General features: G+C 62.6%; 27 protein-coding genes. 11 read left to right on the top strand and 16 right to left on the bottom strand.

Translation table 11 applies throughout. The features are described from left to right. Positions 1-41: 41 nt before the first annotated feature. The 12 genes from EV192_RS40395 to EV192_RS40345 form a co-directional block, all read right to left on the bottom strand. On the bottom strand, positions 42-566 hold the full coding sequence (locus EV192_RS40395) for a hypothetical protein (protein ID WP_132123982.1): 525 nt from the start codon (positions 564-566) through the stop codon (positions 42-44). 76 nt (positions 567-642) lie between these two features. Then, on the bottom strand, positions 643-1092 hold the full coding sequence (locus tag EV192_RS40390) for a hypothetical protein (protein WP_132123980.1): 450 nt from the start codon (positions 1090-1092) through the stop codon (positions 643-645). Positions 1093-1250: 158 nt separating this feature from the next. Beyond that, entirely contained in the window at positions 1251-1571 is a 321-nt protein-coding gene (locus EV192_RS40385) for a hypothetical protein (RefSeq protein ID WP_132123978.1), read from the bottom strand. Between the two features lie 3 nt (positions 1572-1574). Further along, positions 1575-2114 carry a LysM peptidoglycan-binding domain-containing protein gene (locus tag EV192_RS40380; RefSeq protein ID WP_132123976.1) on the bottom strand — a complete coding sequence of 180 codons (540 nt, stop codon included), beginning with the start codon at positions 2112-2114 and terminating at the stop codon, positions 1575-1577. 3 nt (positions 2115-2117) lie between these two features. Further along, a complete protein-coding gene (locus tag EV192_RS40375) occupies positions 2118-2447 on the bottom strand; it encodes a hypothetical protein (RefSeq protein ID WP_207926581.1) in 330 nt (109 codons plus the stop codon). A gap of 148 nt (positions 2448-2595) precedes the next feature. Then, positions 2596-2754 carry a hypothetical protein gene (locus EV192_RS54320; protein ID WP_165960885.1) on the bottom strand — a complete coding sequence of 53 codons (159 nt, stop codon included), beginning with the start codon at positions 2752-2754 and terminating at the stop codon, positions 2596-2598. 9 nt (positions 2755-2763) lie between these two features. Next, positions 2764-3237, bottom strand: a complete 474-nt coding sequence (locus EV192_RS40370; protein WP_132123973.1) for a hypothetical protein — start codon at positions 3235-3237, stop codon at positions 2764-2766. A gap of 135 nt (positions 3238-3372) precedes the next feature. After that, on the bottom strand, positions 3373-3567 hold the full coding sequence (locus EV192_RS40365; protein ID WP_132123971.1) for a hypothetical protein: 195 nt from the start codon (positions 3565-3567) through the stop codon (positions 3373-3375). A 1-nt stretch (position 3568) separates the two neighbouring features. Further along, positions 3569-3751 (bottom strand): hypothetical protein, encoded by a 183-nt coding sequence (locus EV192_RS40360; RefSeq protein WP_132123970.1) that lies wholly within the window; start codon positions 3749-3751, stop codon positions 3569-3571. Between the two features lie 297 nt (positions 3752-4048). Continuing rightward, positions 4049-5179: a hypothetical protein gene (locus tag EV192_RS40355; protein ID WP_132123968.1), complete on the bottom strand. Its 1131-nt coding sequence runs from the start codon at positions 5177-5179 to the stop codon at positions 4049-4051. A gap of 243 nt (positions 5180-5422) precedes the next feature. Continuing rightward, complete coding sequence (locus tag EV192_RS40350) at positions 5423-6139, bottom strand: ATP-binding protein (protein WP_132123966.1); 717 nt, start codon at positions 6137-6139, stop codon at positions 5423-5425. Further along, entirely contained in the window at positions 6114-6440 is a 327-nt protein-coding gene (locus tag EV192_RS40345) for a hypothetical protein (protein ID WP_132123964.1), read from the bottom strand. The genes EV192_RS40350 and EV192_RS40345 overlap by 26 nt, the downstream gene beginning before the upstream one ends. A gap of 351 nt (positions 6441-6791) precedes the next feature. Here EV192_RS40345 and EV192_RS40340 point away from each other — a divergent pair, with 351 nt between their 5' ends. The 7 genes from EV192_RS40340 to EV192_RS40310 all read left to right on the top strand — a co-directional run bounded on the left by EV192_RS40340 (position 6792) and on the right by EV192_RS40310 (position 12903). Beyond that, positions 6792-7049, top strand: a complete 258-nt coding sequence (locus EV192_RS40340) for a hypothetical protein (RefSeq protein ID WP_132123963.1) — start codon at positions 6792-6794, stop codon at positions 7047-7049. A 465-nt stretch (positions 7050-7514) separates the two neighbouring features. Continuing rightward, a complete protein-coding gene (locus EV192_RS55080; protein ID WP_132123961.1) occupies positions 7515-7739 on the top strand; it encodes a hypothetical protein in 225 nt (74 codons plus the stop codon). Further along, positions 7736-8188: a hypothetical protein gene (locus EV192_RS40330; RefSeq protein WP_132123959.1), complete on the top strand. Its 453-nt coding sequence runs from the start codon at positions 7736-7738 to the stop codon at positions 8186-8188. Before EV192_RS55080 ends, EV192_RS40330 begins: the two co-directional genes overlap by 4 nt. 11 nt (positions 8189-8199) lie before the next feature. Beyond that, complete coding sequence (locus EV192_RS40325) at positions 8200-8880, top strand: peptidoglycan-binding protein (RefSeq protein WP_165960883.1); 681 nt, start codon at positions 8200-8202, stop codon at positions 8878-8880. A gap of 1307 nt (positions 8881-10187) precedes the next feature. Beyond that, positions 10188-10838, top strand: coding sequence for a hypothetical protein (locus EV192_RS40320; RefSeq protein ID WP_132123955.1), 651 nt, complete (start codon positions 10188-10190; stop codon positions 10836-10838). Between the two features lie 83 nt (positions 10839-10921). Continuing rightward, positions 10922-12142, top strand: a complete 1221-nt coding sequence (locus EV192_RS40315; protein ID WP_132123953.1) for a helix-turn-helix domain-containing protein — start codon at positions 10922-10924, stop codon at positions 12140-12142. Positions 12143-12675: 533 nt separating this feature from the next. Next, the gene (locus EV192_RS40310) at positions 12676-12903 is read left to right on the top strand and encodes a hypothetical protein (RefSeq protein ID WP_132123951.1); all 228 of its coding nucleotides are present in this window, start codon (positions 12676-12678) and stop codon (positions 12901-12903) included. A gap of 634 nt (positions 12904-13537) precedes the next feature. Here EV192_RS40310 and EV192_RS40305 read toward each other — a convergent pair. Both EV192_RS40305 and EV192_RS40300 read right to left on the bottom strand, forming a co-directional pair. Then, entirely contained in the window at positions 13538-14038 is a 501-nt protein-coding gene (locus EV192_RS40305; protein ID WP_132123949.1) for a P-loop nucleotide/nucleoside kinase family protein, read from the bottom strand. 782 nt (positions 14039-14820) lie between these two features. Further along, positions 14821-16407 (bottom strand): alpha/beta hydrolase, encoded by a 1587-nt coding sequence (locus tag EV192_RS40300; protein ID WP_132123947.1) that lies wholly within the window; start codon positions 16405-16407, stop codon positions 14821-14823. Between the two features lie 618 nt (positions 16408-17025). On the opposite strand from EV192_RS40300, the gene EV192_RS40295 reads away from it, so the two are divergent. Further along, positions 17026-17547, top strand: a complete 522-nt coding sequence (locus tag EV192_RS40295) for an HAD family hydrolase (RefSeq protein WP_165960882.1) — start codon at positions 17026-17028, stop codon at positions 17545-17547. A gap of 141 nt (positions 17548-17688) precedes the next feature. On the opposite strand, the gene EV192_RS40290 is transcribed toward EV192_RS40295, so the two are convergent. Further along, positions 17689-18426 (bottom strand): glutamate ABC transporter substrate-binding protein, encoded by a 738-nt coding sequence (locus tag EV192_RS40290; RefSeq protein WP_165960881.1) that lies wholly within the window; start codon positions 18424-18426, stop codon positions 17689-17691. Positions 18427-18834: 408 nt separating this feature from the next. After that, positions 18835-19764 carry a M48 family metalloprotease gene (locus EV192_RS40285; protein WP_132123942.1) on the bottom strand — a complete coding sequence of 310 codons (930 nt, stop codon included), beginning with the start codon at positions 19762-19764 and terminating at the stop codon, positions 18835-18837. A 215-nt stretch (positions 19765-19979) separates the two neighbouring features. Here EV192_RS40285 and EV192_RS40280 point away from each other — a divergent pair, with 215 nt between their 5' ends. Genes EV192_RS40280 through EV192_RS40270 form a run of 3 tightly spaced genes read left to right on the top strand, consistent with a single transcriptional unit; the run spans position 19980 to position 25374 of the window. Next, a complete protein-coding gene (locus tag EV192_RS40280; protein ID WP_165960880.1) occupies positions 19980-21314 on the top strand; it encodes a TIR domain-containing protein in 1335 nt (444 codons plus the stop codon). After that, positions 21311-24235, top strand: a complete 2925-nt coding sequence (locus EV192_RS40275) for a DEAD/DEAH box helicase (protein WP_132123938.1) — start codon at positions 21311-21313, stop codon at positions 24233-24235. Before EV192_RS40280 ends, EV192_RS40275 begins: the two co-directional genes overlap by 4 nt. After that, a complete protein-coding gene (locus EV192_RS40270; RefSeq protein WP_132123936.1) occupies positions 24232-25374 on the top strand; it encodes a hypothetical protein in 1143 nt (380 codons plus the stop codon). Before EV192_RS40275 ends, EV192_RS40270 begins: the two co-directional genes overlap by 4 nt. The last annotated feature ends 1 nt before the right edge of the window (position 25375 follow it).

Raw genomic sequence — 25375 nt, 5'->3', positions numbered from 1 at the left:
GTCATTGGATATCGCCCGACCGGCCACATGATGGTTTTCCATTAGGCAACCGTTCGATACATTTCGGGAAACGACCGTTCCTGGCGTCGCATCCATTGGACGATAGCTTTGGCGTCTGTCATAAATCGGAACTTCTCAGGTGATCCGACAGAGTTATCGGTATCCAGTTGTGAACCCGTGACCGTCGGTGCCTTAAACGGGCGTAATGCCGTTCGCGTGTTGCCGTTCCACCAAAACGCGCGTGGCATCGGTTTGTCATACAAATACGACTGCACCGCATTCCAATGCGACCCGATCAGCGAACGGTGCCGAACAGATACGTCGGTGAGCCAAACATCCCCGTCGGCCGTGAGCATCTTGATCGGCGTACCGGCACGAGAATTAGCCCAACGCTCGTACCGTTTCGGCACAGATTCGCCCGGCGGCAGCGGATGTTCGGGTGTTCGTTTGTGACCCCGTGCGTCCGGCAGCGGCACGCCGGCTTCATGCTGTGACCTAGTGATCCCGTGCTTTTCCAGCCGTTTACGGTACGCGTCGTCAAGTTTGTCCCAGCTTTTACGAGTCATGATAGACTCACGTGTATTCGCGAGACGCTAAATAGGGAGTCGGGCCGGTGACGGGGGTCACCGGCCCTTTCCTCTGTCATGCGCCGATTTTCAGCCGGTACGTGGTCGCCCTGGTCACGGTCGCGTCGGCATGGTCTTGACAATTCGCGCGACCACAGTCGTTGCACACGTCGTACTGCGACGCTTCCAGGCCCGGGATGACCATGCCAATGGGGGAACGTCCGGCGCGAGCTTCGAACATTTCCAGCTGACTACGAATACCGGTCCCGAAGTCGACGAACTTGACCCGCTTGTGGGTGGCTGTCATTGCTCGAACGGTGACCATGGGTGCGTCGTACGAGGGTGACCAGGTGTGTTTGACGTCCAACAACATCATTGGGATATTCACGAGCGCGTCTTTCTGGAGGAACAGGAAACCGTCGCCTAGGAGATCCTGAACGTCGGTAATGTCGACAACGTCGACTCCCTGCGTCCGCATGAGTTCGAGCGCGGCATCGAACGACTCTAAGCCGACCAGGTCATCCATGCTGAGAGATGTGCGCTTATCGATGTTTGTAGGAGTTGACTTTTTCGCAGCCATGGCTGTACCTCGTGTCCGTCGGGGGTGATTGGCGGGTGTCTGTGTCCCGCACGAGGCGACCGTACGCCCAGCTCTGACACAATCCGGGTACGGAGAAATTGCGACTAAATTGCTGCTGAATCATCCGTGGATGGGTGACGGATCATGTACTCGTAACCCATCACGAACGTGACCGAAATCAGAACCGAAGCAATGAGCGGTTTTGCGGACCGTTCCTCATGCGCTAAAGCCCACCCCATCGCGACCGTAATAGCCGACCCGGCAACTTCGGCCCAACGAATACGCCGTATGTTGCCCTCACGAGCGCCCTGCTCATGGAAGAACGGCGACGCGACGGTGAACCAGCTTGGGGCGAAACCGGCGAACACTCCCGATGACATGCCCACCAGCAGGATCGTGGTGTCCAGCGCCTGTCGACTGGCCATGGCTCACCACACCGAGATCTGTTGACCTGGGAACACAAGGTTCGGATTGCTGACGTTGTTGTCTGCGGCCAGCTTGTCCACTGGCGTGTTGAAATGCTTGGCAATCCCCCACAGGGTGGTGTCCCACTCGGCCAGCCCGCCGGACGACCGTCCCGGCCACTGCTTGACCGTGACCACCGCTCGGGGTTGCGGCGCCGGAGCAGGCGGCCCGGCCGGGCCGGTCGGCACCTGCTCCGGCGACCGTCGCGGCACCTGCACCCAACGTGGCAACGGGAACGGCTGATCCGACGGCTGATCCGACCGGGGGTTGACAACCACGGAGATGTTGCCCGGATTCGGCTGGTACGGACCCTGGGGTAAGAAGAAGATGGACGGCGCGGGAGCGTCCCCATTGGACCCGCTGGGACGCTGCTGTGGTCCGGCTCCCGCCGCTTTTCGGTTCGCAGTAACGGAAGACACGATCACCAGACCAGCCACCCCGCCCAGAATCCAGCCCCACATCGGGATGTGCGCGTACTCGCGTGACAGGAAACCGTCGGCCATGGTTCACCCACCCAGGACCGTGGTGGACTGCGAGTAGGACTGTCCTCGGTACCGCTGGACCGTGAGCCGGTTTTGCCGACCGGGCACCATGCCGCCCTTGGCGGTGCCTTGCGCTTTCGCTGCGACGTTCGTTTCGGCCAGGTACGTGTGATACCCCGCGTAGTGCGTGCGGGTGGCCCCGGTCCAGCGACGGTAGGACCCGGTCGCCATCCGCATCGTGGGGCGCACGGGTAGCTCCGACTGTCTGATGCTGTCCGCGATCGGGTACGCGTTGCCGACGCTGAAGAACACACCTCGTGTTCGGAAGAACGCAGGGTTGGCGGCAACGATCATGTTGGCGCTGACCGACCGGTTGGTTCTGCGGTATCGGCCGGCGAACGGCGGACCGCCGGTACTGGTGTTTCGACGTGGCCCGTCGCCCGGTTGGACCGCGTCAGGTCGTCCATAGGGAAGTGGTGGAGTTATCCGGTGTCGCATCGGATCACCGCCAACTTCCGCCGCCGGTAATGGCGTTGAACACGCCGTACACGGCGGAACCGAACGCGTTTACCAACGATGGTCCTTGTGACCCGGGTCGGACCATGACAAAGATTCCGGCTACGACGAGTGCGCCACCCAGGAAATCGGCGACCTTGTTCACGTGTTCACCTCATTTCGGTTGAAGTCGTTCCACGATGTGCGCGATGAGAGTGGCCGTGTTCACGCCGAAGTTCCCTCGCGCGGGTTGCATCACGACCAGGGTCAAGATGAGAAGCCCGCCTAGGCCGGACGCGATCCGGGACACCGACGGGTCGCGTGCGTCGGCCAACGCGAACAAGCCGGCGAACAGGAGCACGAACGCAATCAACCGGCGGGCATAGTTCTTATCGAACTTGAGGGACTTGTTCGCCAACGGCGCGAGCATGATGAGGACCAGGCCAACGAGGAATTCGAGCTTGACGACCTTGACGTCTCCACCCTTGCCGGGCTTGAAGGTCCAGCTGGTCGCGCGCCTGGCCGACCTGGCCGACGTCCCGGTCCGGCGGCCGGCGGCCGGGCCGGCGGGTACGGGTACGTGTCCGGCGGGTGCAGGTACGTACGTCGGGGACGTTGAGTTACGTACACGTGGTGTCTGGGATGCCATGGTCACCTCAGCTCTGGTCAATGGCGCCGAAGATGGCGTCAAACATTCCTGGCAGTCCCGCGCCGCTGTACCCGTGAATGCCAACCCATATGAAGGCGCTCCCGGTCAGTACCAGAAACAACCCCCATGCCTCTCTCACGTCTTCTCGCTGTTGCTGACATGTTTGTCAACGGCCCGTGTACCCAGTGCGGTTGACAGGACGGCGGAGAGTGCGGCAATGGTTTCACCGTCGTGAATCTCTCCGCTCAAGGCCAGAATGACCACGGCGGATAGACCAGCGAGTAGAACGATGATGTCGCGGATGGGCCTGATGAATCCATCGGGTGTCATGTCAGGTGTCCAAGTCGCGGAGGAAGCTCGTCACTTTGTGGGCAACGGTTCGAGCGGCGACGCCGTGGTGTATCCGGCGAATCACGGGATACAGAGACACCGCATAAATGCTAGCCACAACTCCGGCGAGTAGGAAGGTAACGCCGATGGTCAGCCGCTCCGGATACGCGGTCTTCTCACGCATTGCCGAAGACTCCCCGGAACGCTCCGAACAGGGCGGAAGGCGGGAAGAGCAGCGACACGAGCCACCCAATGATTCCCCAAAATACCGGGCTTTTATGCATGATCGATCATCCTCCGTGAGCGTGCCGGAAGTACCTGCGGAAAGCGATGAAACCCGCGTATTCGAGTGTGACCAGCAGGAGCAACGACAAGACAGTTGGTGTGAACTGAGTGCCCTTCTGTTGCATGCGGGAACCGCCGGTAGAGCTGGACTCAACACCGACGGCAGCATTCGCGGCAACCCGATACGAGCGCGCCATCAGATACCGTCCAGCTCAACCGGAATCGGTGCCAACGGAACCACTTCGTCCGTGATCCACTCGACTGTTCCCAGATTTCCGCCCAGAGCGCTGGAGGTAGCGGTTTCGGTGATGTAGTAGGTTCCGGAATTGGTCGGTAGCCAATACTGCCCGATCATGTCACCAGGTGCCCGGAACCGGGGCCATACGTATATGCCGGTTTCCCTGGTGGCCGTGTTGTTCCGGAGAAAGTCATAGAAATCTTCCATGTGGTGGAACACTTCGTCGGGGGATTCGACTCCGAGTGTGCGGTCATCGATCGTGCGTCGAATCGGATCGGTGAGGTAGTCCTGGCGCACGCCGTTCTGATCACGGACGATAGCCATAAGGCCACGAATTTCGTTCCCCACATTCGTCAGCTGGAACGTGTTGTTCGAACCGCCGCTGTTGAGGGGCAAAATCTGGTGGCGGATGACGTGTGAGAGGGCGAGTCCCGGCGGAAGCTCTTCGATCTTGTTGCCCTGCAAATCTTGGACGTCGGTCTGTGCCCACGATTCGGCGTACAGCGTGACGGTCACCGTCGGGTACGTGGGTGCCCCGCCCGTCACCAATCGGGAACCTGGCCCGAGCGTGAACCTGACCCTGTATTTCGCCCGAGCGTCCGTATTGGACAACACCCCTGCCGTATCGCGTAGCTCGGGGTAGAGCTTGAGCATCCCAGCAGGGTTGATCGTGTCCGACCAGGTTTCGGAAGTGCTACCGGAGCGCTTCGTCGGGTCACCGTCCCACGGACGCATATACTTTTGATGCATCCGATGGGCGAAACCATCCATCGGGTAAATGAACAGGCCACCGTCAATGTTTTCCAGCGAGACGCTGGAAAAAATGGCTGCTGAACCGTCGGCCGTAATCGTGCCACCGCCAAGAGCACCGCCGGTCGACTTCCACGACAAGCGGACACCACGTAAGAAACCGCCGGGAGTGATGTCGGTAACGAATTCCTGCGAGCCGCCGGCGGTGAGCTGATAGCTGTAGGACGTGATTCGAATATTCTTGTGGTTTGAACCTTGAATGAACGGAATACCGCCCGGTGTCGTAGCGGGATTGGTTCCATTGGTCGCGTTTTTCGCGGCAGCGACTGCTGTCGGCACTGGTCGTCACCTCTTTTCAGTACTGAAAAGCCATCGCCTGCCCGATGTGCTTCAACTTCGGATTGCTAGACGCCATGAGATGGGCATAAACCAGGCGCCAAAACGTGCCGATCACGAGTACGGACATGAACGCTGACAGTGCGTTCACCAACGAAAAATGGGCGTGCAAAAGGGTCACCTCCCTTGGAATGAGGGGGTGTCAAGAAATGAGCCGCGGGGACGATTCAGAATATCACGAAAAGGTCACGGCGTGAGTTTCGAGACGTATGCGTCTTGGGTCCTGCGCCGAACCAGCAGGAATTGATATGGCTCAAGCTGCATGAGGATCGGACCGTAATTTCGTCGCGACCCGAGGATTTCTCCGACTCGTTTTGCGTCGTCTTCGTCGTCCGGCTTGAACGCCACTGACCAGCTCGGATTGCTGTGCATCTGTCGGCTGACGTTTCGGGGCCGTTGGGTACTCGCGCATATGGTGATCCCTTGTGACCGTGCTTCCCGCCAATACAGGTCCACCATGCGACGTAGCCCGAGTTCGTTTTCGACGTACGCGATTTCGTCGTATGCGATGATGATGTTAGCTTTGGGTTTCCACAGGTCGGCTAGGAAGTCATACACGGCCCGACGTTGTTTCGCGTACTCCTGCCCCTGCGTCAGCGACTGACCTGGCGGCCAGAAGACCACCTGAGTTTCGCCGTAATCCGGCGGCCACGACCGACGCAACTTCCACCCTTTCGGCGCCAGGCTCGTTACCGTGTTGTCCGCTGGTTTCGTCGCCAACACGACAGCATGAGCGCCACTCAACCGGCATCGCTCAGAGATAGCTGTGAGCATGAACTGTGTTTTGCCGCTGCCGGTAGGCCCGAGTATCGCGAGATGTTCCGGTATCCACGTCCCGCCGGGCCACCCCCATTCCCGATAGAAGGCCGGTCCTAGTTCATCCCAGGGGACCGTATCCGGCATGAGCCGGTTCCTCCGTTTCCAGACCAGTTCGCGCCGCCACTGCTGGGGAGATGTGATGCTCGTAAATCGCTGTAAGCAGCGGCTGCAAGCGCAGTGCAAACGGAATCAATTCACCAACGTCAACGGCTTTTGACAGCCATTTTTGCGCCCACTTTGACCTTGCAGCATACTTCGCGAGGTCACCCGCAACTCCCTCTGCAACGTCGCTGAGTATCGGGCCGCAATGCGGGTCCTTTACTGACCACAGCATGCCGCCAAACTTGAGAAAGGCTGTCAGCTCGTCACGAAGCTGGGTTTCCATTCGTGCACGTGTGCCGCTCCCCGGCGGACGTCCCCGGCGCTTTCTCGCCGGTTCGCCAGGTGTCGGCTCCTGTGGGCTTTTTAGTGGTGATTCTTCGTCTGATTCGACGGTCGATATCCTCATTGTCGCTGCCCCTCTCGTGGGTGAGTTTAAATGCTAAACTCAGTATATGCCCTACGGAGTACGTGAGCGGCGAATCAGAAACGAGGCACGGAAGCGCGGAATCGCGAGCATTAGAACCGTGGACTTGCCGGACGGCAAATATGCGCACGTGTACATCGTGAGACGCGCCGGTTCGCATGGCGGCCATACCGTCCGGGGAGTTCCGAGAACACGAAAAGGTGCACGCTGATGGCAACGAAGAAAGAAATTCAAGCGCAGATCGAAGCGCTGACCAAAGACCTCGATTCCGCAGACGAAGACGACTATGAAAATGTCACCGTCACGCGAGACAAGAGCGGGAACGAAACGTACTCGTTCAAGGCGCGGAAGTCCGACACGCGGTTCAACTGGTTGTTTGGCGGCGACGAACAGGACGACCCTGAGCCGGAAAGCAGCGACAAGAAGGACCCGGCCCCGCCCACCCGGAACAAATACTTTGGCGGCTGACCCATGGCACCCCAAGACGTCGCCAACGCTATATTCGGCGCCACCCCGGACAATCAAGTCCGGCAATCCATGCTCATGGGAGCGCAACTAGAGTCCGGCATGAATCCAGACTCAGTGGGCGACAGCGGCCATTCATACGGGATCTATCAGATCTATCTACCCGCGCACCCGGACATGACAGCCGCTAAAGCGCGGGACATCGTAGCGTCGACACTGTTCATGCTGCCGGCATATCAGCAAGCAGTCCGGCGCGTACCTGACGGCTTGTGGAATTTAGATCCTGGTTTGGCATCCGCAACCGCAGCGTTCTACGCGGAACGACCCAAAGTCATGTACCCAACGCAACGTATCCGCTCCGGGTGGCCCATTGTCCTTGGCGTCATGCAAGGAGCTAGGCCAACAAACAACACGCCACCGCCTACCACCACTGGACCCGGACAAGCGTCGACACCCGACACCACTGACATGCCCGCACTTCTCAAGGTGGCGTATGAACTGTTCGGCCCCATCGTCGAATTCTTCGCCAGCGCCGCAAAGCTTCTCACATGGTTCTTGACCCATATGTTCCTGCCGAAGACGTGGGCGAGAGTCGCAGCGTTCCTATTCGGCACGGTCTTAGTTGTCTCGGGGGTCTTTGTGTTCTTCACCGGAAGCTCACCAGTGCGCAAGGTCACCGGGGTACTCCCGTGAAATTCAGAATTCAGGCAAACGCGGAGGTCGACCTACTGTCCCGCGACGAGCTCAAGCAGGAGCTCCGTGCGCACGCCCAGCTCCTCACGGGGGGCGTGACGTACCGCTGGGTGCTCCCGGCCGGGAGCACCACCCAGTCGACCCCGGGGCCGCAACTGTGGGAGTTCGTCCCCCGGCACGGGTACGTGTGGGACGTCCAAACCATCTCGGTGTTGAAGAGCACGTCCGGAGCGGTACGGGTCTCTCTCGCCGAAGACACACCGAGCGGTTTCGTGACCCATGTCCCGGACGACGGGCTGACCGGAAACACGCTACTTGTGTCCTCGAAGAGCCTGATCGTTCCGGCTCAAGTGCCGTTGCAGATACGCACCGTTGGCGCGTTCAACGGCACCGGCAACGCACGCATTCTCGTGAAGGAAGTACTCGCCATTGAGCAATGGCGACTGTGAAAGGAACCGTGATGACAGTTTCACAAAACGGGTGGCCCATCGATCCGCCCCGAACCGCGCGACTCGTAGACGGCACCAACACCAAGCTCATTGTGGTAGACGGCCCCGGCGGCGACATCCTCATGTACGTCGCCCGGCAATTCAGCGCCAGAGTGGAAAGTCTAGATGCCCCTGGGCCGGCTGACGACTGGGGATACGCACACCGCGTCATTGCTGGCACCCGGGTGTGGAGTAACCACGCGTCGGCCACCGCTATCGATCTCAACGCCACCCAGCATCCCTCCGGGAAGCGAGGAACGTTCAACGCGAATCAGGTAGCCGCAATCCGTGCCATCCTGAGTGAATGTGGTGGCCTGATTCGATGGGGTGGCGACTACAGCGGCGGTAGCCCTGTTGACGAGATGCATTGGGAAATCGTCGGCAACTTCGATCAGGTGGCCGAGTGGGTGAGAAATCACGGCAACCCCGGCCCGTCCAATCGCCCGACCCTATCTCTCGGATCTACGGGTGATGACGTACGCGACGTCCAGCGTGTTCTTAACGCCTGGTATCCCCGGATGGATCCTCTTGTTGTTGACGGTGTGTTCGGTGCTCTTACTCGTTCGCGTGTCGTGTATGCGCAGGAACGGCTAGGGCTTAAGGCCGACGGGATCGTAGGGCCGCTGACCTGGTCGGCCCTGGGGTTCCGGTGACATACCGGACGGGTCTGGCCTGCTGAAACGACTACTCCAGTCGAGTGAAAATGTGGCCATAAAACCGGAGCACCGTCCCGATCGTGATCTCTTCGTAATTGAAACGACATCCGGCCGGTATTGTGTTGATCGAACCGGAGCTAGACTCCATATACGTCAGACGGTGTCTAAAAGGGAGGGAACCCCCATGACTCTCAGTATCAAGGCCAGTCCGTCAACCATCGCACGGGGCCGTCAACGCAAAGACATTCCGCCCGTAGTTCAGGAAATGGTCACTGAGGCCCTGAAATCCAAGACAGGTGTCGTTCGGGTAGAGGGACCACAACGCGAACTCAGGGATGTCGTCTTAGCAACTAGACGATTCAGAACGCTGCACAAGGACGAGTACGAGATCACAGTTTCGCCACGGGACGACTCGAACCGGCCAGCACCCGTGGACAAAGCCGTGTGCCTGCTGGTCGCAGTCAAAAAGGTCGACACGAAGTGACCAAAGAAATCTTGTCAGCGTCCGTCGTCATGGACGACACAGGGAAATACACACTCACTGTGCGGGACTTCGAAAACGACACGACAGTCGAAAAAGTGTTGCCGGATCAGTATGTGAGCGTGCTCCCAACAGTCATGCATGAGCTGCAACGGCATCTCGGGGACTGAATCGTGCAGCCGGTAGAAGTCCGTCGCATTGACGTGATGCTCGCGAAACTCAGGTCCAAATGGACACGCGCCGGGGGGCAAAGACGCATCATGCTAGGCGTAGTGATTGACTTCTACCTGGATCGCAGAAATGCCAAACGGTAAGTTGCGATACGCCATCGTCCGCCTACAGAAACGGGTGGACGGTGGCGTTCGCTTATCCGAACTAACCCGCACTGAACGACAACTGGTGAAGTACTGCGCCAGGTACGGATACGTCACAGAGACGCCACTCAAGAACGATTGGCTAATCGACACGGGCCGACGGCTATGACCACATTCACGATACCAAGAGAAACCGAACAAGGCGTTCTCACACGTGGCGACAGGTGGGGTTACAGCGGTGTTGTGTGGGTCATTTCATTCAGAATCCATAACGTTCCCCGCGAAATTCTACGAGGCGTCATCGTCCCACCAAAAGACATCATGACCACAGACGGACTCGCGTTATGGGACGAACAGGAACGGCTACTGAACATGCCATCCGCTCTGTGTACTGGTTTCGTGCTCATACACCCCATCCCGATACCGCCCGGCATCGGAACCTACCTCGTGTGGGGCACAGGGGCCGGAACGATCCCGACAGCATCCCTGTATACGAGAGGAACCCTGCTATGACCTCCCTTGAATTTGATCAGGGGCCTGTGGTCACGGCCCAGGAAGTCATGGTGACCGGCACGACACCAACACGCATCAGGATCTACACCGCCCCCGGGAACGTGCCCGTCATCGAAATCACGGGCGGAGACGGCAGGGTCTACCGTATCCAGGCCCCAGCCGAAACCATGTCCATCGGAAAGACCGACGCGGACGGTCCGTTACTCGAATTCACAGCTGATCTACACAATGACGAAGAGGGCATTTGGCTGACCGATCCCGTGTCAAGCATGGGTGTGGCGTTCCGGCAGGCCAACGGGTTTTGGTACACGCACGCGAACTTCGTGTTCGAATCGGCGCACGCGTTGCCGCTTCAGAACGGCTGGACAAATTGGGGCGACCCTTACGCGCCGTTGACCGCTCGGCTGCTGCCGCATGGGTTTGTGCATCTGGAAGGAACTGTGAAACCAGGTACACGAGCCGATTTCACGACGATTGCGACGCTGCCTGAAGGGTACCGGCCGGTGTCAGCTACCCGTCGTGTTTCGATGACAGACAACGGGATTGCGATGTTCGCCGATGTGCAACCGGATGGTCAGGTGCGGGTGGTTAACGTTGGTCCTGCGGTATCGGTGAGCTTTTGCGCCGATATTCCGGTGACCGAGTGAATAGGTAGCGGCGTTCTTGCTGGATCACGCGGTGGTACAATTGAACACGTGGTACCCTGCTGAATACCGAATGGGATGCTGCCGTGAAGAACGAAGACTCGCACATAGGACGAAACGTACGACGATTGCGGCTATTGCGGGATATGAGTCAGGAGGCAACCGCAGGTCTAGCAGGTATTAGCGCGGGTTACCTGTCCCTGATTGAATCTGGCAACCGTGCGGTTAGCAAACGGGCAACGCTTGAGGCGCTAGCGAACGCTCTCCGGGTGTCTCCATTTGAACTAACAGAGAAGCCCTGGGAACGCACGCTGACGCAAGACGAAGAGCGGACACAAGCTCAACTTGTCCCGATCATTAGTGCACTTGACATTTGCGAACTAGGCAACGATCCAGGCGAACGTGCGCGAGAATGGCACGAGGTTAAAGCAGACGTAGCACGGTCGATTGATTTGATGCATGTGCACGCCGACTACGCGACCCAAGCGGAACTGGTACCTAATCTGTTGAAAGAGCTTCACGCTCTGTACGTACGTGATCCAGGACACCGACGAGAGATTCTTCTCGGGTTGACTAATACATACAAGTCGGCTGTCGCTTTGACTAAATATTTGGGCGGCGGTGGTGTCAATGGATTGTCACTCTTGGCAGCGAAAGCCGGTCAACAATGCGCCGAGGAACTGGATGTCCCACAATGGCGCGCCATTATGAGCTTCTATCGGGGTTTTGCGATGGGGTCCGCAAATCGTCTGCAACAGTATCAACGTGCCGTTCAGATGGCTGAGGAGATCAGCCCGTCATTGAATGACCGTGAGGTCACCCAAGCTTACGGCACGTTGCATCTGTCAGCTGCACTCGCAGCAGCGACACAGTCCGATCGCGACACAGCAGCCACTCACCTTGACGAAGCTACAGCCGTAGCAAGTCGGCTCGATACCGAAGTTGGCACATTCTCTAAGATGTGGTTTGGCGAGACTAATATCGGAATCTGGCGCGTCGCGGTGAGCGTTGAACTAGGTGACACCGGTAATGTAGCCGAAATCGCGCGTAATGTTCATGTAGAGAGCATTCCTAGCCCGGGACGCCAAGCGGCTTTCTACTCCGATGTAGGGCGCGCGCTTATTGATGAGAAGCGGACGCGGGAAACCGGCGCTGAGTTGCTATTGAAGGCTGAACAGTTGGCGCCTCAGAGAGTGCGAAATAACGCGTTCGTGCGTGATGTTGTTACAGGTCAGCTTAGGCACGCAAAACGTGGAACAAAGTTGCGTGCTCTAGCCCTTGCGCTAGGGCTTACCCCTAAAGGGTGACGTTCGCTCGGGGTTTACAACTTGTAAACCCACAGCCGCCAGGCGTTTCTACCGTTCGACTCCTGACGAAGGAGACGAACGGTGACACCCAGACAACCCCCGCCGACCAGCGACACCAGACCCGCGCACCGCACGCCACGCGGCGGCGACTACCCGCTCCCCCCGCTGCAACCCGACTGGGAGGACCCCGAACCAACCGACGCCCCAGGGCCCGAAGAGACCCATGCGCTCGCAGCGCTCGTCAGCGCCCGGGACGCGGTGACTAACTGGTTGACGTTGGCGACGGGGGTGTCGCTCGCACCCGTGGCATACCGGGAGATCGTTAGGGTGCTTCTTCACACAATCCGAAAGTGTGTCGCTGCGGACACGGATAGCTCTGTCGGAGTGGTCGAAGAGGGACGGGTCGCTACCCATATCTTCGGTGAGGTCATCCTGCACCCTCATCCGTCGGTGTCAATCGACGGCATCTGTGGACGGTGCCATCTCCCAGAAGTGGACCCCGTCCACGCTCAAATAGTGGAAGTTGAGGCGTGATGGGTTTCAACAACTTCCTACCCGTGGGCAGATATCTTCCGAAAGCCAACGAACACGGCTACTACGTGTGGGACCGTATTGAAGATGCGATGATCGGTGAACCGATGGAAAAACATGAAGATGCGGTTCGAGCGTGCCGGGGCATGAACATCAAGGTGATCCGTAAACGGCATTTTCAAGTAGCTGGTCTCGACGAAGACCCAAACGGAAGTACGACCCATGAGTGACACGTGGTGCGGCACGTGCGGTAAGGCACCGACGGAATGCCAGTGCCCCCCAGCCGCTAAGGGCTGTGGATGCGGGTTGTCAACGTGCGCCTGTCGCGGGGATAGACCGCCCCCGAAGTGAAGGCTATCCGCCATGCCTGGAGTCGTCAGCCCCCCGGACCACGTTGGGGCGTCCGAGGGACTGACCCCGTCGCTACCGGGTACGGACCAACGAACCGGAGACGAAACCATGTTCCTTGGCCTGTTCCCTCGCCGATATGCGATCAGCGACGAAGAGCTAGACCGTCTGCTGTCCGAGTTGTGGGCGCTCATACCCGAGGAACCTAACCCGCATGAAGACCCGTCCTATCAGGACTGGTTCATCGAACAGTTGACGAACGGAAGCAATCCGACTTCACCGAAACGGTAGATGAGTGCCTGACGAAGATGGACGGCTCACGCCTGAAGATCGTTGCACGCAGTGCGGCTTTGTCCCGTGCCGGTGTGCACAATTCCGCGACACGATCAGGAGGCCAATAGAACCGCCCGAAAGGTAGCCCCACAAGGACTCCGTCGGTCCCCCACGCGCCCCCGGCACCCACCACGCCGGGGGCGCTCCTATGTGGACACGTCTACTGTGGACCCAACACGCCGGTTATGTCCGAATTCTGTATCGCTTGGGGCGGTCCTGGTATTCATACCCCTCATCAAGGTGACCACGGATCCTGTTGACCAAGTCAGAATTGGGATCTTCCAGCGCCGTCTGGATCCGTGCCTCGACATCGTTGGTTGGACGCTTGCCACGCAGGCGTTGAAGATGCTCGCGGTCGTCGACGATGAGGGCCACTTCGATGTAAGTAGCCCCAGCCACGCAGGCTGCTGCCTCGAAGGCCGGATCCGGATCGCGGTCATGAACGGTCACCAGTTGCGGGAGAACCACGTCGTATCCATGGCGCAGGTGCCGCGTGGCCAACTCCCGCCCGTGACCCCGGGCCATCTCCAGAGCAGCGGAGAAGTTCTCCTTCCACCCGCCGATCAACCCCGCGAGTACATCCAGATCGAGCGCAAGCGTTCCCGGGTGCTCGTTGGCATAGCGACGAGCGAGGGTCGACTTTCCCACGCGTGAGGGGCCGTTGAGGTGGATCAGACGCGCCATGACACGACCCTACGTCCTGAGCCCGAGCCGGTGGAGACACTTCGTGTAGCCGCATAGCGCGATGTCGCCGCGCCAGCGTCCGGCCCGCCATTTAGCAACCTGCCCTACTAGCCCCGGGTTCGGCCCGGGGAGCAGGGCAGGTGAACGGTACTGTCCGTAGTCGGTGCGGTCGCGGAGGCTAGGTGGCCAGCTCGGAGCAGTTCCGGACTACCCGGTCTCCTGGCGATCAGTCGGCATGGAGGAGGCGGTGAGCCTGCCCCAGGCGTCCATCCACTCCTGCTGCCCCTGCGCAGGAACGCCACAAGCCCCGAGAAATGCCGGCAACACCCGCGTTTGGGCAGCCGTTCGCGGCGCAGTACCTCGCTGAGCGTGCTCGGCGGCAGGCCGCTGCGTCGCTGGAGCGAACGCAGCGAGGGGTTGCCTGTAGCAGTTCGCCCCCAGCGTGCGCGGCGGCGTCTTGACGATCTCCACGCCCTCGCTCCCGAAGACCTCATCGAACGCCATCGCGAACTTGGTGTCCCGATCACTGATGTACCCAGCGAGTGCGGACGGGTGGAACCGCTTCGCGGCAGAAGCGGATGTTCGATGGTCGGCGGATCAGTTGGGGGCTGTGGCGTGGCGTCGCGGCCCGTGCGGTGTGCTGGCGTGCGGAGAACCGATGCCGGCCGAGCCGGCTGTTGTCCGGGTGTCCCTCCACTGTGGAACGTCAGTCAGCTCGAAGGTCGGCCGCCCGCGGACGTTTGTCCGGGCCAGCGTCGGTTGATGCGGGATCTGGATCGGGGTTACCCGGCGAACGGGGCCTGGTCCTGCTCGCAGACCGTGCCGGGCGCGGGTAGGGCGCCGGTGACGAAGTACGCATCCTCGACCGTGTCCACGCAACTGCTGTGGTTGAGCAACGCGGTGTCGCCGTAGCCGTGCACGGTCAGCAGCCGGGCGTTGGCCAGGTCGCGGGACATGGCAATCGCGTCCCGATAAGGGGTGACCGGGTCGACGGTGGTGCCGACCACGAGGATCGGTGCCGGGGTGGGGTGGTTCCACGGTCCGGTGTAGCGCTGCGGCGCCAGTACCGGCCACTGTGAGCACCCTTCGCTGCCCCAGGCCAACGCTGGGCCGACCACGCCGGAGCGTGCCGCCGCGAAGGCCGCCTGCGCCGGGTACGACGCCGGGTTGCGCGGGTAGGGACTGTCCGAGCAGACCACGCCGAGCTGTGCTTCCCGGCCTAGGTACGGCGCGTTGGCGTGCGGCTGGAACGTGCCGTCCGGGGCAGGCATCGTGTTGCTGGCCGGCGCGGGATCACCGTTGGTGTGTGCCCAGAGGGTTTGCAGGAGGGTGGCCAGACCGGGCCAGCCGGTCGTCACGTTCGGAATCCGCTGGGTGTAGAACAGTCCGCTGATCGTCAGGCCCACGCCGACCGGCCCGTTGACGGTCGTCCCCGCCAGGGTGACCGGATGCCTGTCCAGCCGGTCCAGCAGGGCGGTGTACTTGGCGTGGGTGGCGGCCGAGCTACCCGCGGAGAAGGCGCAGGAACTGGTGGTGGCCCGGCCGCACAGGTCGAGGAACGTGTCCAGGGCAGCCGCGGCTGCCTCGTCGGAACCTAGTCGCAGGAAGGTGCCCAGCCGGCGTGCGGAGCCGTCTGTTCCGGTGGCCCAGGCCACCGGGTCGATAGCGCCGTCGAGCGTGATCGCCCGGACTTTGTCGGGGAACAGGTTGGCGTAGGTGGCGCCGAGATAACTGCCGTAGGACAGACCGATGTAGTTCATGGTCGGATCGCCGACGGCCTGACGCAGCAGGTCCATGTCGCGGGCGACATCGGCGGTGGTGTCGTGCGCGAGCAGCGGTCCGGCGTGCGCGGCGCACGCGGCGTCCAAAGCGGCGGCGATGTTCTCCCACGTCCGTTCTTGCGCCGCGCCGACCGGGAATCCTGGCGGCCGGCGGGCGATCAGTTGCTGCTCCTGGTCGATGGTGTCGAAGCACTGGAGGGCGGTGCTCTGTCCGATACCGCGTGGGTCGAAACTGACCAGGTCGAACCGGGCGCGTAGGTCCGGCGGGAAGTGTGCGTACAGCGGCGGCAACAAGGTCACCCCCGGGAAGCCGGGACCACCGGGGCCACCCGGGTTGAAGAAGACCGAACCGATGCGGTGGGCGGGATCGGTGGCGGGATGTTTGATCACCGCGAGGCGGATGGTGGCGCCGGCGGGGTGGGCTTGGTCCAACGGCACGGTAGCGGTGGCGCAGAAGAAGCCGCTGTCACACGGCTGCCAGTCCAGTACCGGTACGGCCGGCGCCGCGGCCGCAGCCGGCGCGGCGATCAATCCGAGGGCGGCGCACAGCGCGACACCTCGTCGCCGGTGGCGTAACGGATTCCGCATATTTTGTTCCCCTTTTTGGGATCAGGACGTGATCAGTGTGTTCCAGCGGACGTAGCGGATGCCCAGGACGGCGTGCGTGTCGAAGCTAGGCAGACCGCCCGATGCCCGGTACATGGCTGGACCCACCGCCTGGTGGGGCTAGGCCCGCTCTTGCCCGCACGCGCGCCTTGGGCAGGCCGTGTGATGACAGCACGGCGGTTTCCCGCACGGTCCGATGGCCTGCCCGTGCGGGCCTAGTGGCGGGCATCGCCGCACTGATCCAGACCGACACGAGGATCCACCTGATCGGGCTGTTGTCCCACGTGGTGTACTCCCTGCGCAAGATGATCTGGTTCGTGCCGGACTTCTACGTGTGATGGACAACGCTGCCGATACGCACCACGTTCGAGCATTTCTGCCCAACGAACCGAATCGCATCGTGCTGCATGAGCGTGCGTTCACGGCATATCCTGGTTCGAGGAAGTCTTCCCGGGGGGGATCATGCGCGTGGAGGAACTGCTCACGGAGCGGGATCACGTACTAGTGGCGTTTGATGGACCGGTCGCCGAGTTGCCGTCTGCTGGGCCGAGGACTGACCGGTTGCGGGTGATGGTGGCTGATAGGCGGTTGCCGCGGAAGGTGACGCGAACCGGCGACCCCTTCGTCATCCTCGCTTACGCGGCCACGATCGGCCCGGCCACCGAGCGGGCGGTCTACGCACAGCTGTGCCGCATCGAGCACGAGGTGGTGGCCGCCGCGCGGGTCACGCCGGGCGTCCGCGAGGCCTTGGCCACGATGGCCGCCGCCGGCACCCAGATCACCGTGGTCAGCAGCCTGGCGACCGCCGCAGTCCGAACGTTTCTGGTGATACACGGGCTGGCGGAGCATGCGCGACATCTCGTCGGACGCACCGGTCCGGACCGTACCGTTCTGCCGCCGGCCCCGAACTTGATCAACGCCGCGATCCACGAGCGGGCCACCCCGGCAGAGTCGTGCCTGTTCGTCGGCAGCATGGACGCCGACCTCACCGCCGCACGCGCGGCGGGTGTCGACGCTATCCGTCACCGCCGCGCTGCCACCTCACCCGCTGCCGAGCCGGCAACACCACCGCCGCCACCCACTCCCTGGTTCGACGCACTGTCCACCGCAGCTAAGGGATAGCGGCCTGGCTGGATATCCATGGATGCGGAAGGGCGTCTTTGGTCACGCTATACGCGGCATAAACGGCAACCAGTCCCAGGCCCGCGCCGCGCGGGCGGCCATCCTGTTGCCGGCCTGTGGAGGACTGCTCCCGCCGTTCGATCATGGCCGGTATCGTGCGGGCGGCGGTGGTGGAGGCGGCCCGAGGATCGGTGTCAGCCAGTGGGTGTAGGCGCTTGTCCAGGTGCCGTCGGCGCGGATTCGTTGCAGGACACCGTTCACGAACCGGACCAGGTCAGGCGCGGTCTGGGCGACGCTGACACCGTAGGGCTGTTGCTTCAAGGGCCGGCCGACCACCTTGGTGTTCGGGTCCTGTGCGGCCAGCGCCATGAGCAGGATGTCCGACGTGGAGATCGCGTCGATCTGGTGTTGCTGGAGCATCACCAGGCAGTCGATGACGTCGGGCGCGGAGACCGGGATGGCCGTCGGGTTGAAGGTCGGGATGTTGGTGATCGACGTGCTCCCGGTCGCGGCGCAGATCCGGCGTCCGTTGAGCTGTTCGATCTCGGTCGCCGGTTCCCCTTGCTGGACGAGCAACCGCTGATTGGCTGTGTAGTACTCGGTGGAGAACGCGACATCCCGCCAGTTCTCGCAGGTCATGGTCGTGGTGCGGACGGCCAGATCGATCTGGCCTCGGCGCAGCATGGACACCCGGTCACTCTGGTCGATCGCGATGAATCGCACCCGGCTGGGATCACCGAACAGAGCCCGGGTGATCTCCCTGACGATGTCGATCTCGAAGCCGGTCAGGTCGCCCGAGACCGGGTCGCGGTAGCCGACCCGGTAGGCGTTCTGGTTGACCCCGACGACCAACGATCCCCGCTGCACGATCCTGTCCATGGTCGATCCGGGCGGCATGCGGCCAGGCAAGGGCAGTGGTCCGCTCGGGCGCAGGCTTGCCCGAGGATCTCCACACTCGCCGGATTCCGTCGACCCGCTCGGAGCCGGCGCGGGATCCCGCACATCCACCGGACGAGCCTCGCGTGCTGACACCGCGACCTCCGTCGACACTGGGTCGACGTGCCCGCACCCGCTGCTGACCAGCACGATGAACGTGATCACCATGGCGATCAAACGACGCCGCCTGCCCGTCACATCAGCACCTCGCCCCGCCTCACGGCCGTTGACCGCCCTACCAGACACCACTGTCATACAGCACAACGATGCTGGCGCCACTGTGGAATCGTCCCCAAGCGGAGATCCGGCCGGCGTTGGCAGTAGTCGCCACGGCCGCGTGGCACCCGGGGGCTACGCGGTCGTGGCGAGGTGCCCCTCCAGGGATCGGATCCGGTCGCCCGTGGCCGGGTGCGAGGCGAACAGCCGATCACGGATTCCGGCTCGCTTGGGCTTGGTCTGTTCGTACGCCAGCCACGTGGAGAGGACCTCGATCAAGGCGGGGCCGTATCCCAGTTGGGCCGCGACCTGGTCCGCCCGCTTCTCTCCCAGCCTGCTCGTCCACGCGATCAGTGGGGAAATCAGCGGCATGAGAGGCAACCACGGATTCACCGCGAACAACACGCCCAGCAGGGCGAGCGCACCCACAATACTCGCCACGACCACCAGCGGACTCCCTACGCGCGCGAAGATGTCGCCGATCGCGAGAACCGCCCTCATCAGAAATCTGATGACAATGACCGACGCCCGCGCGGGGAGCCCGCACCACCACGCGAACAATGACACCGCAGGATGTCCACTGAGGTGGTGGCCCAACTCGTGCGCGAGTACGGCTTCCACCTGACGAGGTGACAATTGAAGCGTCTGCCGGGTCACCGCGACGATGTGACCGGCCGCGGCGAACGCGTTGACCTCGGCCGTGTCCTCGATCCACAGTGAATACCGGTCACTGGGCACACCCGCGACCTGGCACACCGAATTCCAGGGCGCCCGAAGTGCCCGCAGTTCGTCCGCGGTCGGCCGCCGAGCGCCGAATTTCATCGTGGCCAGCAGTCGCTCGGCGGCCGGCACGAACATGATCGCGCCAGACAGCAGCCACACGACTGGGAGTATCCAGGCCATTCGTGGCGACATCAGGGCACCCACGAACGAGACGACCGCCACGCTGCTCAAGAGCTGTGGGAGCGCCAGCAGGACTTCCAGGGACGTGGACACGTCCGGCCGCCGGGTTCTCGGCACGGCCGGCTGGTTCGGCTGGACAGGCGGACAGGGCGAATCGCTCATTGTCGTCCTTCGTGTGCATGGCGAAAACAGGAACCGCGACACTAGATCGGGAGAACCGGATGGACGACTTCTGCGGAGCCGCACTTCTCAACGAGGCAAGAGGACTGCACGGCCAGTCAATTCGCGCGGCGAATGACGTACCGAAGAGTGGACAGTTCATGGACACATCCGACCCCGACCGAACTCGTCTGGTGCGATAGCGCACAATGCGGTCCGTGGGGAAGATCTTCATCAACTACCGCACCGATGACGAGCATTGGGCAGCGGCGTTCATCAACGACACTCTCTCCGACAGATTCGGCACCGGGAACGTGTTTTTCGCGTCGAAGTCGATCCCGCTCGGTGACGACTTCGAGAAGCACCTTCTGCCGGCCGTCCGGGCGAGCGCGGCGCTGGTGGCCGTGATCGGGCGACGATGGCTCGAGCACGGCAGGATCCAGAAACCGGACGACTGGGTCCGCCGTGAACTGGCCGAGGCGTTCCGGCTGAAGATCCCCGTCATCCCCGTGCTGCTCAACGCGGACAGGCTGACCGCCGGGGACCTGCCGCCGGACATCGCGCCACTGGCCAAATGCCAGTACATCCGGTTGGACCACCGGAATCACCACAATGACCTGGCACGGCTGACGGCGGAACTGTTCACACGTGTACAAGAACTGGCGGCCGACGACACAGGCAGCACAACCGCCACGGCTCCCCCACCGGACGAGCCGTGGCAGGCAGGTGAAGAAGTACAGCTTGGCTCAGCGTCTTTCCTGCTCCAGCAGCAGACCGAGGAGCATGTGTCGGACACGCACACATGGGCCTGGCGGTACGCGCCGGCCGAACGGCTGGATCCCATGCCGGCACCGGTGTTCCTCCGCCAGGTCCGAAGACTCCGCCGGTCAACGGAATGGCAACAGCAGCGTGCTGCGTTGATCGCTGAGGCGGACCTGCTGAAGGAACTGGACACCGTGCCGGGGATGCCGCGTCTGCTGGAAGCCATCCGCGACGCGGACCACGTCACACTTGTCCTGCGCCGAACGAAAGCGTCAACCCTCCGACGGGTGTACGGTCCGACGACCTGGCCGCTGGACCACCTGCGGACAGTGGACTTTCTCCTTGCCGTCCGCCGGTTCTGCGCGGTGCTGCACGAACTGCACAAGAGAGGGCACAGCCATCGAGCGCTCAGCCCGGACGTCATCGTGTTGGCCGGCAACGGAGCCGAAGTGTCCATTCGGGACCTGGGAAACGCCGCGGTGGCAGCCGACCCGGTGACATATCAGGCCCCGGAGCAGTTCCTCTCGCTGCGTCAGTCGGCAGGCGATGGGGCACGCACCGACGTCTACCAGCTCGCCGCGATCGTCTATCACGTGCTCACTGCCCACCCGCCAAGTCCCACAGGCTCTCCGCCGCCCACCGCGGTCAACCCGCGTCTGCCGTCCAGCGCCGACGAACTGCTGGCTCGAGCGTTGGACGTGGTACCCGACGTGCGACCAGCGGACGCGAACGCGTTCAGCGCGGGACTGTCCACCGTGATCGACCAACTGCGCCGCGGAGGTCCAGCGTGACGCGTCAACTCGGGGTCGCCTTGCCGTCACCGATCGCACTCGTGCCGTCGGCGAAGATGCAGACGACCCTCCACGAACTCCGTTCCCGGTTTCCGTATGTGCCGGACCTGTCGCGGATGCAGCACGAACTGCGCACCCTGACCGCCGTCGGTGGGGTACCGGCGAGAGTCGAGGCGACCGGCACCAAGTCTCGGCTGGTCGTCTACGGCGCGAGCTGGTTCCTGTCGCTGTACCCGAGCAGGCAGCTCGGCGACCTGTACGAGATCGGCTACGTCGACCGCCTGCGGTACCAGGACCATGACCGCCTGGCCAAGGGCATGCTCCGGCTGCGCCCACCCGACTGGCACCTGTTCTTCGAGAAGGGACAGGTGCTCCGGGAGCATCGGCGGTACGAGTCGCACTGGAACCTGATCAACACCGCATGGCAGGGGCTGCGACAGCAGGCCGGGACCGCCGCGGACGTGGCGCTCTCCGCTCGTCACTCGGACTATCTGGACCAGCTCGACGAAGTCGTCGAAGCGGCGAGGGACATCGAGCCCAGCCAGTGGGACACCACGGTCCTGTTGCCGTACCGGGACTTCCGGCCGACACGGGAGGAGCGGTACTCCAACCGTGGGGTGTACGTCTTCGAGCTCGCCCGGAGGGCCTCGCTGACCAAGGGAAAGCTGGTCCAGCTCGAAGGCGAGCCGGATCTGCGGGGCAAAGTTCTGCGGATCGAGGACCTGGCCGTCACCGTCCTGTTCGACACCACCATCGACCAGCGTCGAGTGCCCAAGCAGGGCAGTCTCGAAGAGGTGCGGAGCCAGACGGTGTACCGCAAACGGCGTGAGGCGGTGTCCTTCCTCAGGGAGGGCCGGTCGGTGAACCCCAACCTGCTGCCGGTTCTCGTCGACGGACGATACGCGGCGTTCAAGCCCGACACCTCGGCCCGGCCGGACACCAAACTGGACACCGACCAGCTGAGCGCGTTCAGTAGGGCCTGCGAGGTGCCGGACATGCTGCTCGTACTGGGGCCGCCGGGAACCGGCAAGACCCGGACGATCGCCGAGATCGCCCGGGAATGCGCCGCCCGTGGCCAACAGGTTCTGGTCACCTCGCACACCAACCGGGCCGTGGACAACGTGCTGGAGAAGCTGTCACCACGACTGCTGTCGTTGCGGATCGGCAACGAGGGATCACTGACGGACTTCGCCAGGACGAAGATGATCGAATCCCAGGCCGCGCGGCTGCAGGAGCAGATCCTGGCCAGGACGGAACCGACGGCCGCCAGATTCGCGCCCCTGATCCAGGACGATCTGGCACAGCGGTTGCTTGACCGCCTGATCACGCTCCTGGAGGACGCCCGCACCGCGCATGAGACGACCGATCAGTTCGCCACGGCACTCCAGCAGGCCGAACAGCGGGTCCTCGCGCCACTGTGCGCTCAGCTGGCCGAGTTGGAATCCACGCTACGGAAGCACGACAACGACGTCGAATCCTGGTCCCGTTCCCTGGACAAACTGCGGAACCGCCACGGAATGGCTCAGTCCAAAAGCGACAGTGGAATGTTCGCCCCGGTGCACCGATGGCTGGCCGCGCGGCGGGCGCGGCGGGTTGACGACACACAACTCCGCCTCGACCACGCCACGAACGTCCGGGCCACGACTGGTGTGATGCTCGACCAAGCCCGGCAAACCCTTGCCCACGAACGCGTACGGCACCCCGAGTTGAGCGGCGCGAGCAAGCAGTTGGCCGCGGCGCGACACGGACAGGACCAGGCGACGCGACGACTGGCCGACGCGAGAACCTCGATCGAGGCGGCCACTCGCGGTCTTGCCGTCCCGCCGGTCATCAACGACGCCGGTCTCGCGGACTGGACGCGGTACGTCAACTGGTGGCAGGCAACGTGGCCACAACTGAAGTGCCGGGCGGAACTGTTGGGTGCCTGGCGGGAACAGGTCAGCAGGCCGATGGCGCAACTCTATCCGGACCTCATCCGGCACGCCGACGTGGTCGCGGCGACCTGCATCGGCGTCGCGACGTCGGACTACCTGACCGAACTGGACTTCGATCTGGTGATCGTCGACGAAGCCGGCCAGATCGCCCTGCCGGACGTGCTCGTCCCGCTCGTCCGGGCCAGGCGGGCGGTGATGGTGGGCGACCACATGCAACTGCCGCCGTTCTTCGACGAGGTCCGCACCGATCACCGGTACGGCCACCTGCTCAGGACAAGCGCATTCGAGTCGCTGTTCGACCACGCTCCGGAATCGCACATGGTACGGCTCGAGGTCCAGCGCCGGATGCCGCGGGTGATCGCCGACTTCGTCTCACACAGTTTCTACTCGGATTGGTTGACGACGAAGGACGTCCCACGCCACGGTCCGCTGTTGGGCAGCCCGTTCGCGATCGTGGACACATCGGATCAACCGGCCACCAGACGTGCGGAACGCGATGAGGAGACGCGCAAGCGGGCTCGCGGCACCGCGTGGCAGGGGCACGGCTACGACAATCCGGCCGAGGCCGACCTGGTCGTTCCGGTAGTGGTCGAGGCTGTCCGCCGAAGCATGGACTGGGCCGTGATCGTTCCCTATCAGGCGCAGGCCGCCCTGGTCACGCGTCGGCTGAGGGCGGAACTCGGCGCCACGGACCAGATCGAGGAGAACGTGGGCACCGTGGACTCCTTCCAGGGCGGCGAACGTGACCTCATAGTCTACGGATGCACACGCAGCAACGGCCGTGGTGACGTCGGCTTCCTGAAGGAACTGCGTCGGTTGAACGTCGCGCTCACCCGGGCGAAGGCACAGGTGGTTGTGATCGGCGACCTGCGCACCCTGACCAACGCCCGGGACACCGGACTGCGTGAGCTGTTCCGGGACATGGTCGCGTACGTGCGAGAACACGGCGTCATCCTGCCGTCTCGGACCGCCAAAGGTGGATCATGACGACGAACACCCGCTCGCGCCACCCGATCTATCCGGTGCGGCGAGCGCTGGAACATTGCCTGTCCCTGCGTGACGTCCGGCCGTCGCGGATCTTCGCCACCCTCTTTCCGTTGTGGCAGGCTGAGATCAGCGCCAAGGTCCACGACGGTCAGCCGTACGACGTGCTGGACAAGTTCATCGAACGAGCCATCACCGAGGGCGGCGTCGACACCCTCGACGGGCTCGCCGGATTCTTCGGGCTGGACCGCCCGCTTGTCGAGCGTGTCCTGCGCTTTCTCACGAACATCGGGCATGTCACCACGGACGGGCCGGCCTACGCGCTCACCCCGCTCGGCAGGCAGTCGTTGCTGGAAGGCACTCGTTACGTGTGGAAGGAAAGCCGGCAGAACCTGCTTTTCGACGGGTTCACCACGGCGCCGTTGCCGCGCGAGCACCACTCCGGCCGGATTTCCGTGCTCCACGAGCCGGAACTACCGGTGGAGGCCACCGCTGACCGGACCCGGTTCCAGGCGCTGATCGGTGATCTCGCGAACTTCCGGGCTGACGCCGTCCAGCAGTTGGCCGGCCGGACGAATCGCGACAAGTTCAACCTGCGACACGAACTTCATGACGTGACACTTGTCAGTGTCGGCCCGGTCTACCTGCCGGTATATCTGATCGAAGTGTCCATGGCGAACGGGAGGACCGGCTGTCTCGCGTTCAGCCAGGTGGCCGGCGAACGGGACAAGTTCATCGAATCCCTGGTCGACGACAATCCGGCCATCCTCCGTACCGTGGCGGCCGAAGACGCGCCGGACCCGGCGGCCGTCCTGGGCCGTTGGCTGGAGAGACAGGGCTGTCGCGCGGACGCCCTGCGCCGCCAGCCCTCCGGGATCTGGCGGGCCACCTTACCCGCCAGCGAATTCGGTGACGACGGGGAACGGTTCCGGCTGCACAAACTGGGTTCGTTCGAGGTGTCACAGCGTTGCTTCGTGCAACTCTGGTGTGACGATGAGACAACTCGCCGCCGGGCCGCCCGGCAACGCGCCACACAATGGCTGAACACCCATGATCCGACCACTCAGGACGATCTTGTGGCGCACCTGCGATCATTGTCCCGCCAACTCGAAGTGGACCCGCTGACTCTCGGAGAGCTGTAAG

The sequence above is a fragment of the Actinocrispum wychmicini genome (assembly GCF_004345645.1).
GTDB lineage: Bacteria > Actinomycetota > Actinomycetes > Mycobacteriales > Pseudonocardiaceae > Kibdelosporangium > Kibdelosporangium wychmicini.
The sequence above is the reverse complement of the archived record's forward strand: the minus strand, read 5'-3'. Positions and strand labels throughout refer to the sequence as shown.

Bases quoted from the DNA above. Each gene is read 5' to 3' on its own strand.
- EV192_RS40290 (WP_165960881.1), bottom strand. From the start codon at position 18,426: ATGGACAGGATCGTGCAGCGGGGATCGTTGGTCGTCGGGGTCAACCAG.
- EV192_RS40270 (WP_132123936.1), top strand. From the start codon at position 24,232: ATGACGACGAACACCCGCTCGCGCCACCCGATCTATCCGGTGCGGCGA.
- EV192_RS40390 (WP_132123980.1), bottom strand. From the start codon at position 1,092: ATGGATGACCTGGTCGGCTTAGAGTCGTTCGATGCCGCGCTCGAACTC.
- EV192_RS40375 (WP_207926581.1), bottom strand. From the start codon at position 2,447: ATGATCGTTGCCGCCAACCCTGCGTTCTTCCGAACACGAGGTGTGTTC.
- EV192_RS40325 (WP_165960883.1), top strand. From the start codon at position 8,200: ATGACAGTTTCACAAAACGGGTGGCCCATCGATCCGCCCCGAACCGCG.
- EV192_RS40345 (WP_132123964.1), bottom strand. From the start codon at position 6,440: ATGGAAACCCAGCTTCGTGACGAGCTGACAGCCTTTCTCAAGTTTGGC.
- EV192_RS40380 (WP_132123976.1), bottom strand. From the start codon at position 2,114: ATGGCCGACGGTTTCCTGTCACGCGAGTACGCGCACATCCCGATGTGG.
- EV192_RS40305 (WP_132123949.1), bottom strand. From the start codon at position 14,038: ATGGCGCGTCTGATCCACCTCAACGGCCCCTCACGCGTGGGAAAGTCG.
- EV192_RS40360 (WP_132123970.1), bottom strand. From the start codon at position 3,751: ATGCGTGAGAAGACCGCGTATCCGGAGCGGCTGACCATCGGCGTTACC.
- EV192_RS40285 (WP_132123942.1), bottom strand. From the start codon at position 19,764: ATGAGCGATTCGCCCTGTCCGCCTGTCCAGCCGAACCAGCCGGCCGTG.
- EV192_RS40350 (WP_132123966.1), bottom strand. From the start codon at position 6,139: ATGCCGGATACGGTCCCCTGGGATGAACTAGGACCGGCCTTCTATCGG.
- EV192_RS40310 (WP_132123951.1), top strand. From the start codon at position 12,676: ATGGGTTTCAACAACTTCCTACCCGTGGGCAGATATCTTCCGAAAGCC.
- EV192_RS40365 (WP_132123971.1), bottom strand. From the start codon at position 3,567: ATGACACCCGATGGATTCATCAGGCCCATCCGCGACATCATCGTTCTA.
- EV192_RS40340 (WP_132123963.1), top strand. From the start codon at position 6,792: ATGGCAACGAAGAAAGAAATTCAAGCGCAGATCGAAGCGCTGACCAAA.
- EV192_RS40395 (WP_132123982.1), bottom strand. From the start codon at position 566: ATGACTCGTAAAAGCTGGGACAAACTTGACGACGCGTACCGTAAACGG.
- EV192_RS40300 (WP_132123947.1), bottom strand. From the start codon at position 16,407: ATGCGGAATCCGTTACGCCACCGGCGACGAGGTGTCGCGCTGTGCGCC.
- EV192_RS40385 (WP_132123978.1), bottom strand. From the start codon at position 1,571: ATGGCCAGTCGACAGGCGCTGGACACCACGATCCTGCTGGTGGGCATG.
- EV192_RS40370 (WP_132123973.1), bottom strand. From the start codon at position 3,237: ATGGCATCCCAGACACCACGTGTACGTAACTCAACGTCCCCGACGTAC.
- EV192_RS55080 (WP_132123961.1), top strand. From the start codon at position 7,515: ATGCCCGCACTTCTCAAGGTGGCGTATGAACTGTTCGGCCCCATCGTC.
- EV192_RS40320 (WP_132123955.1), top strand. From the start codon at position 10,188: ATGACCTCCCTTGAATTTGATCAGGGGCCTGTGGTCACGGCCCAGGAA.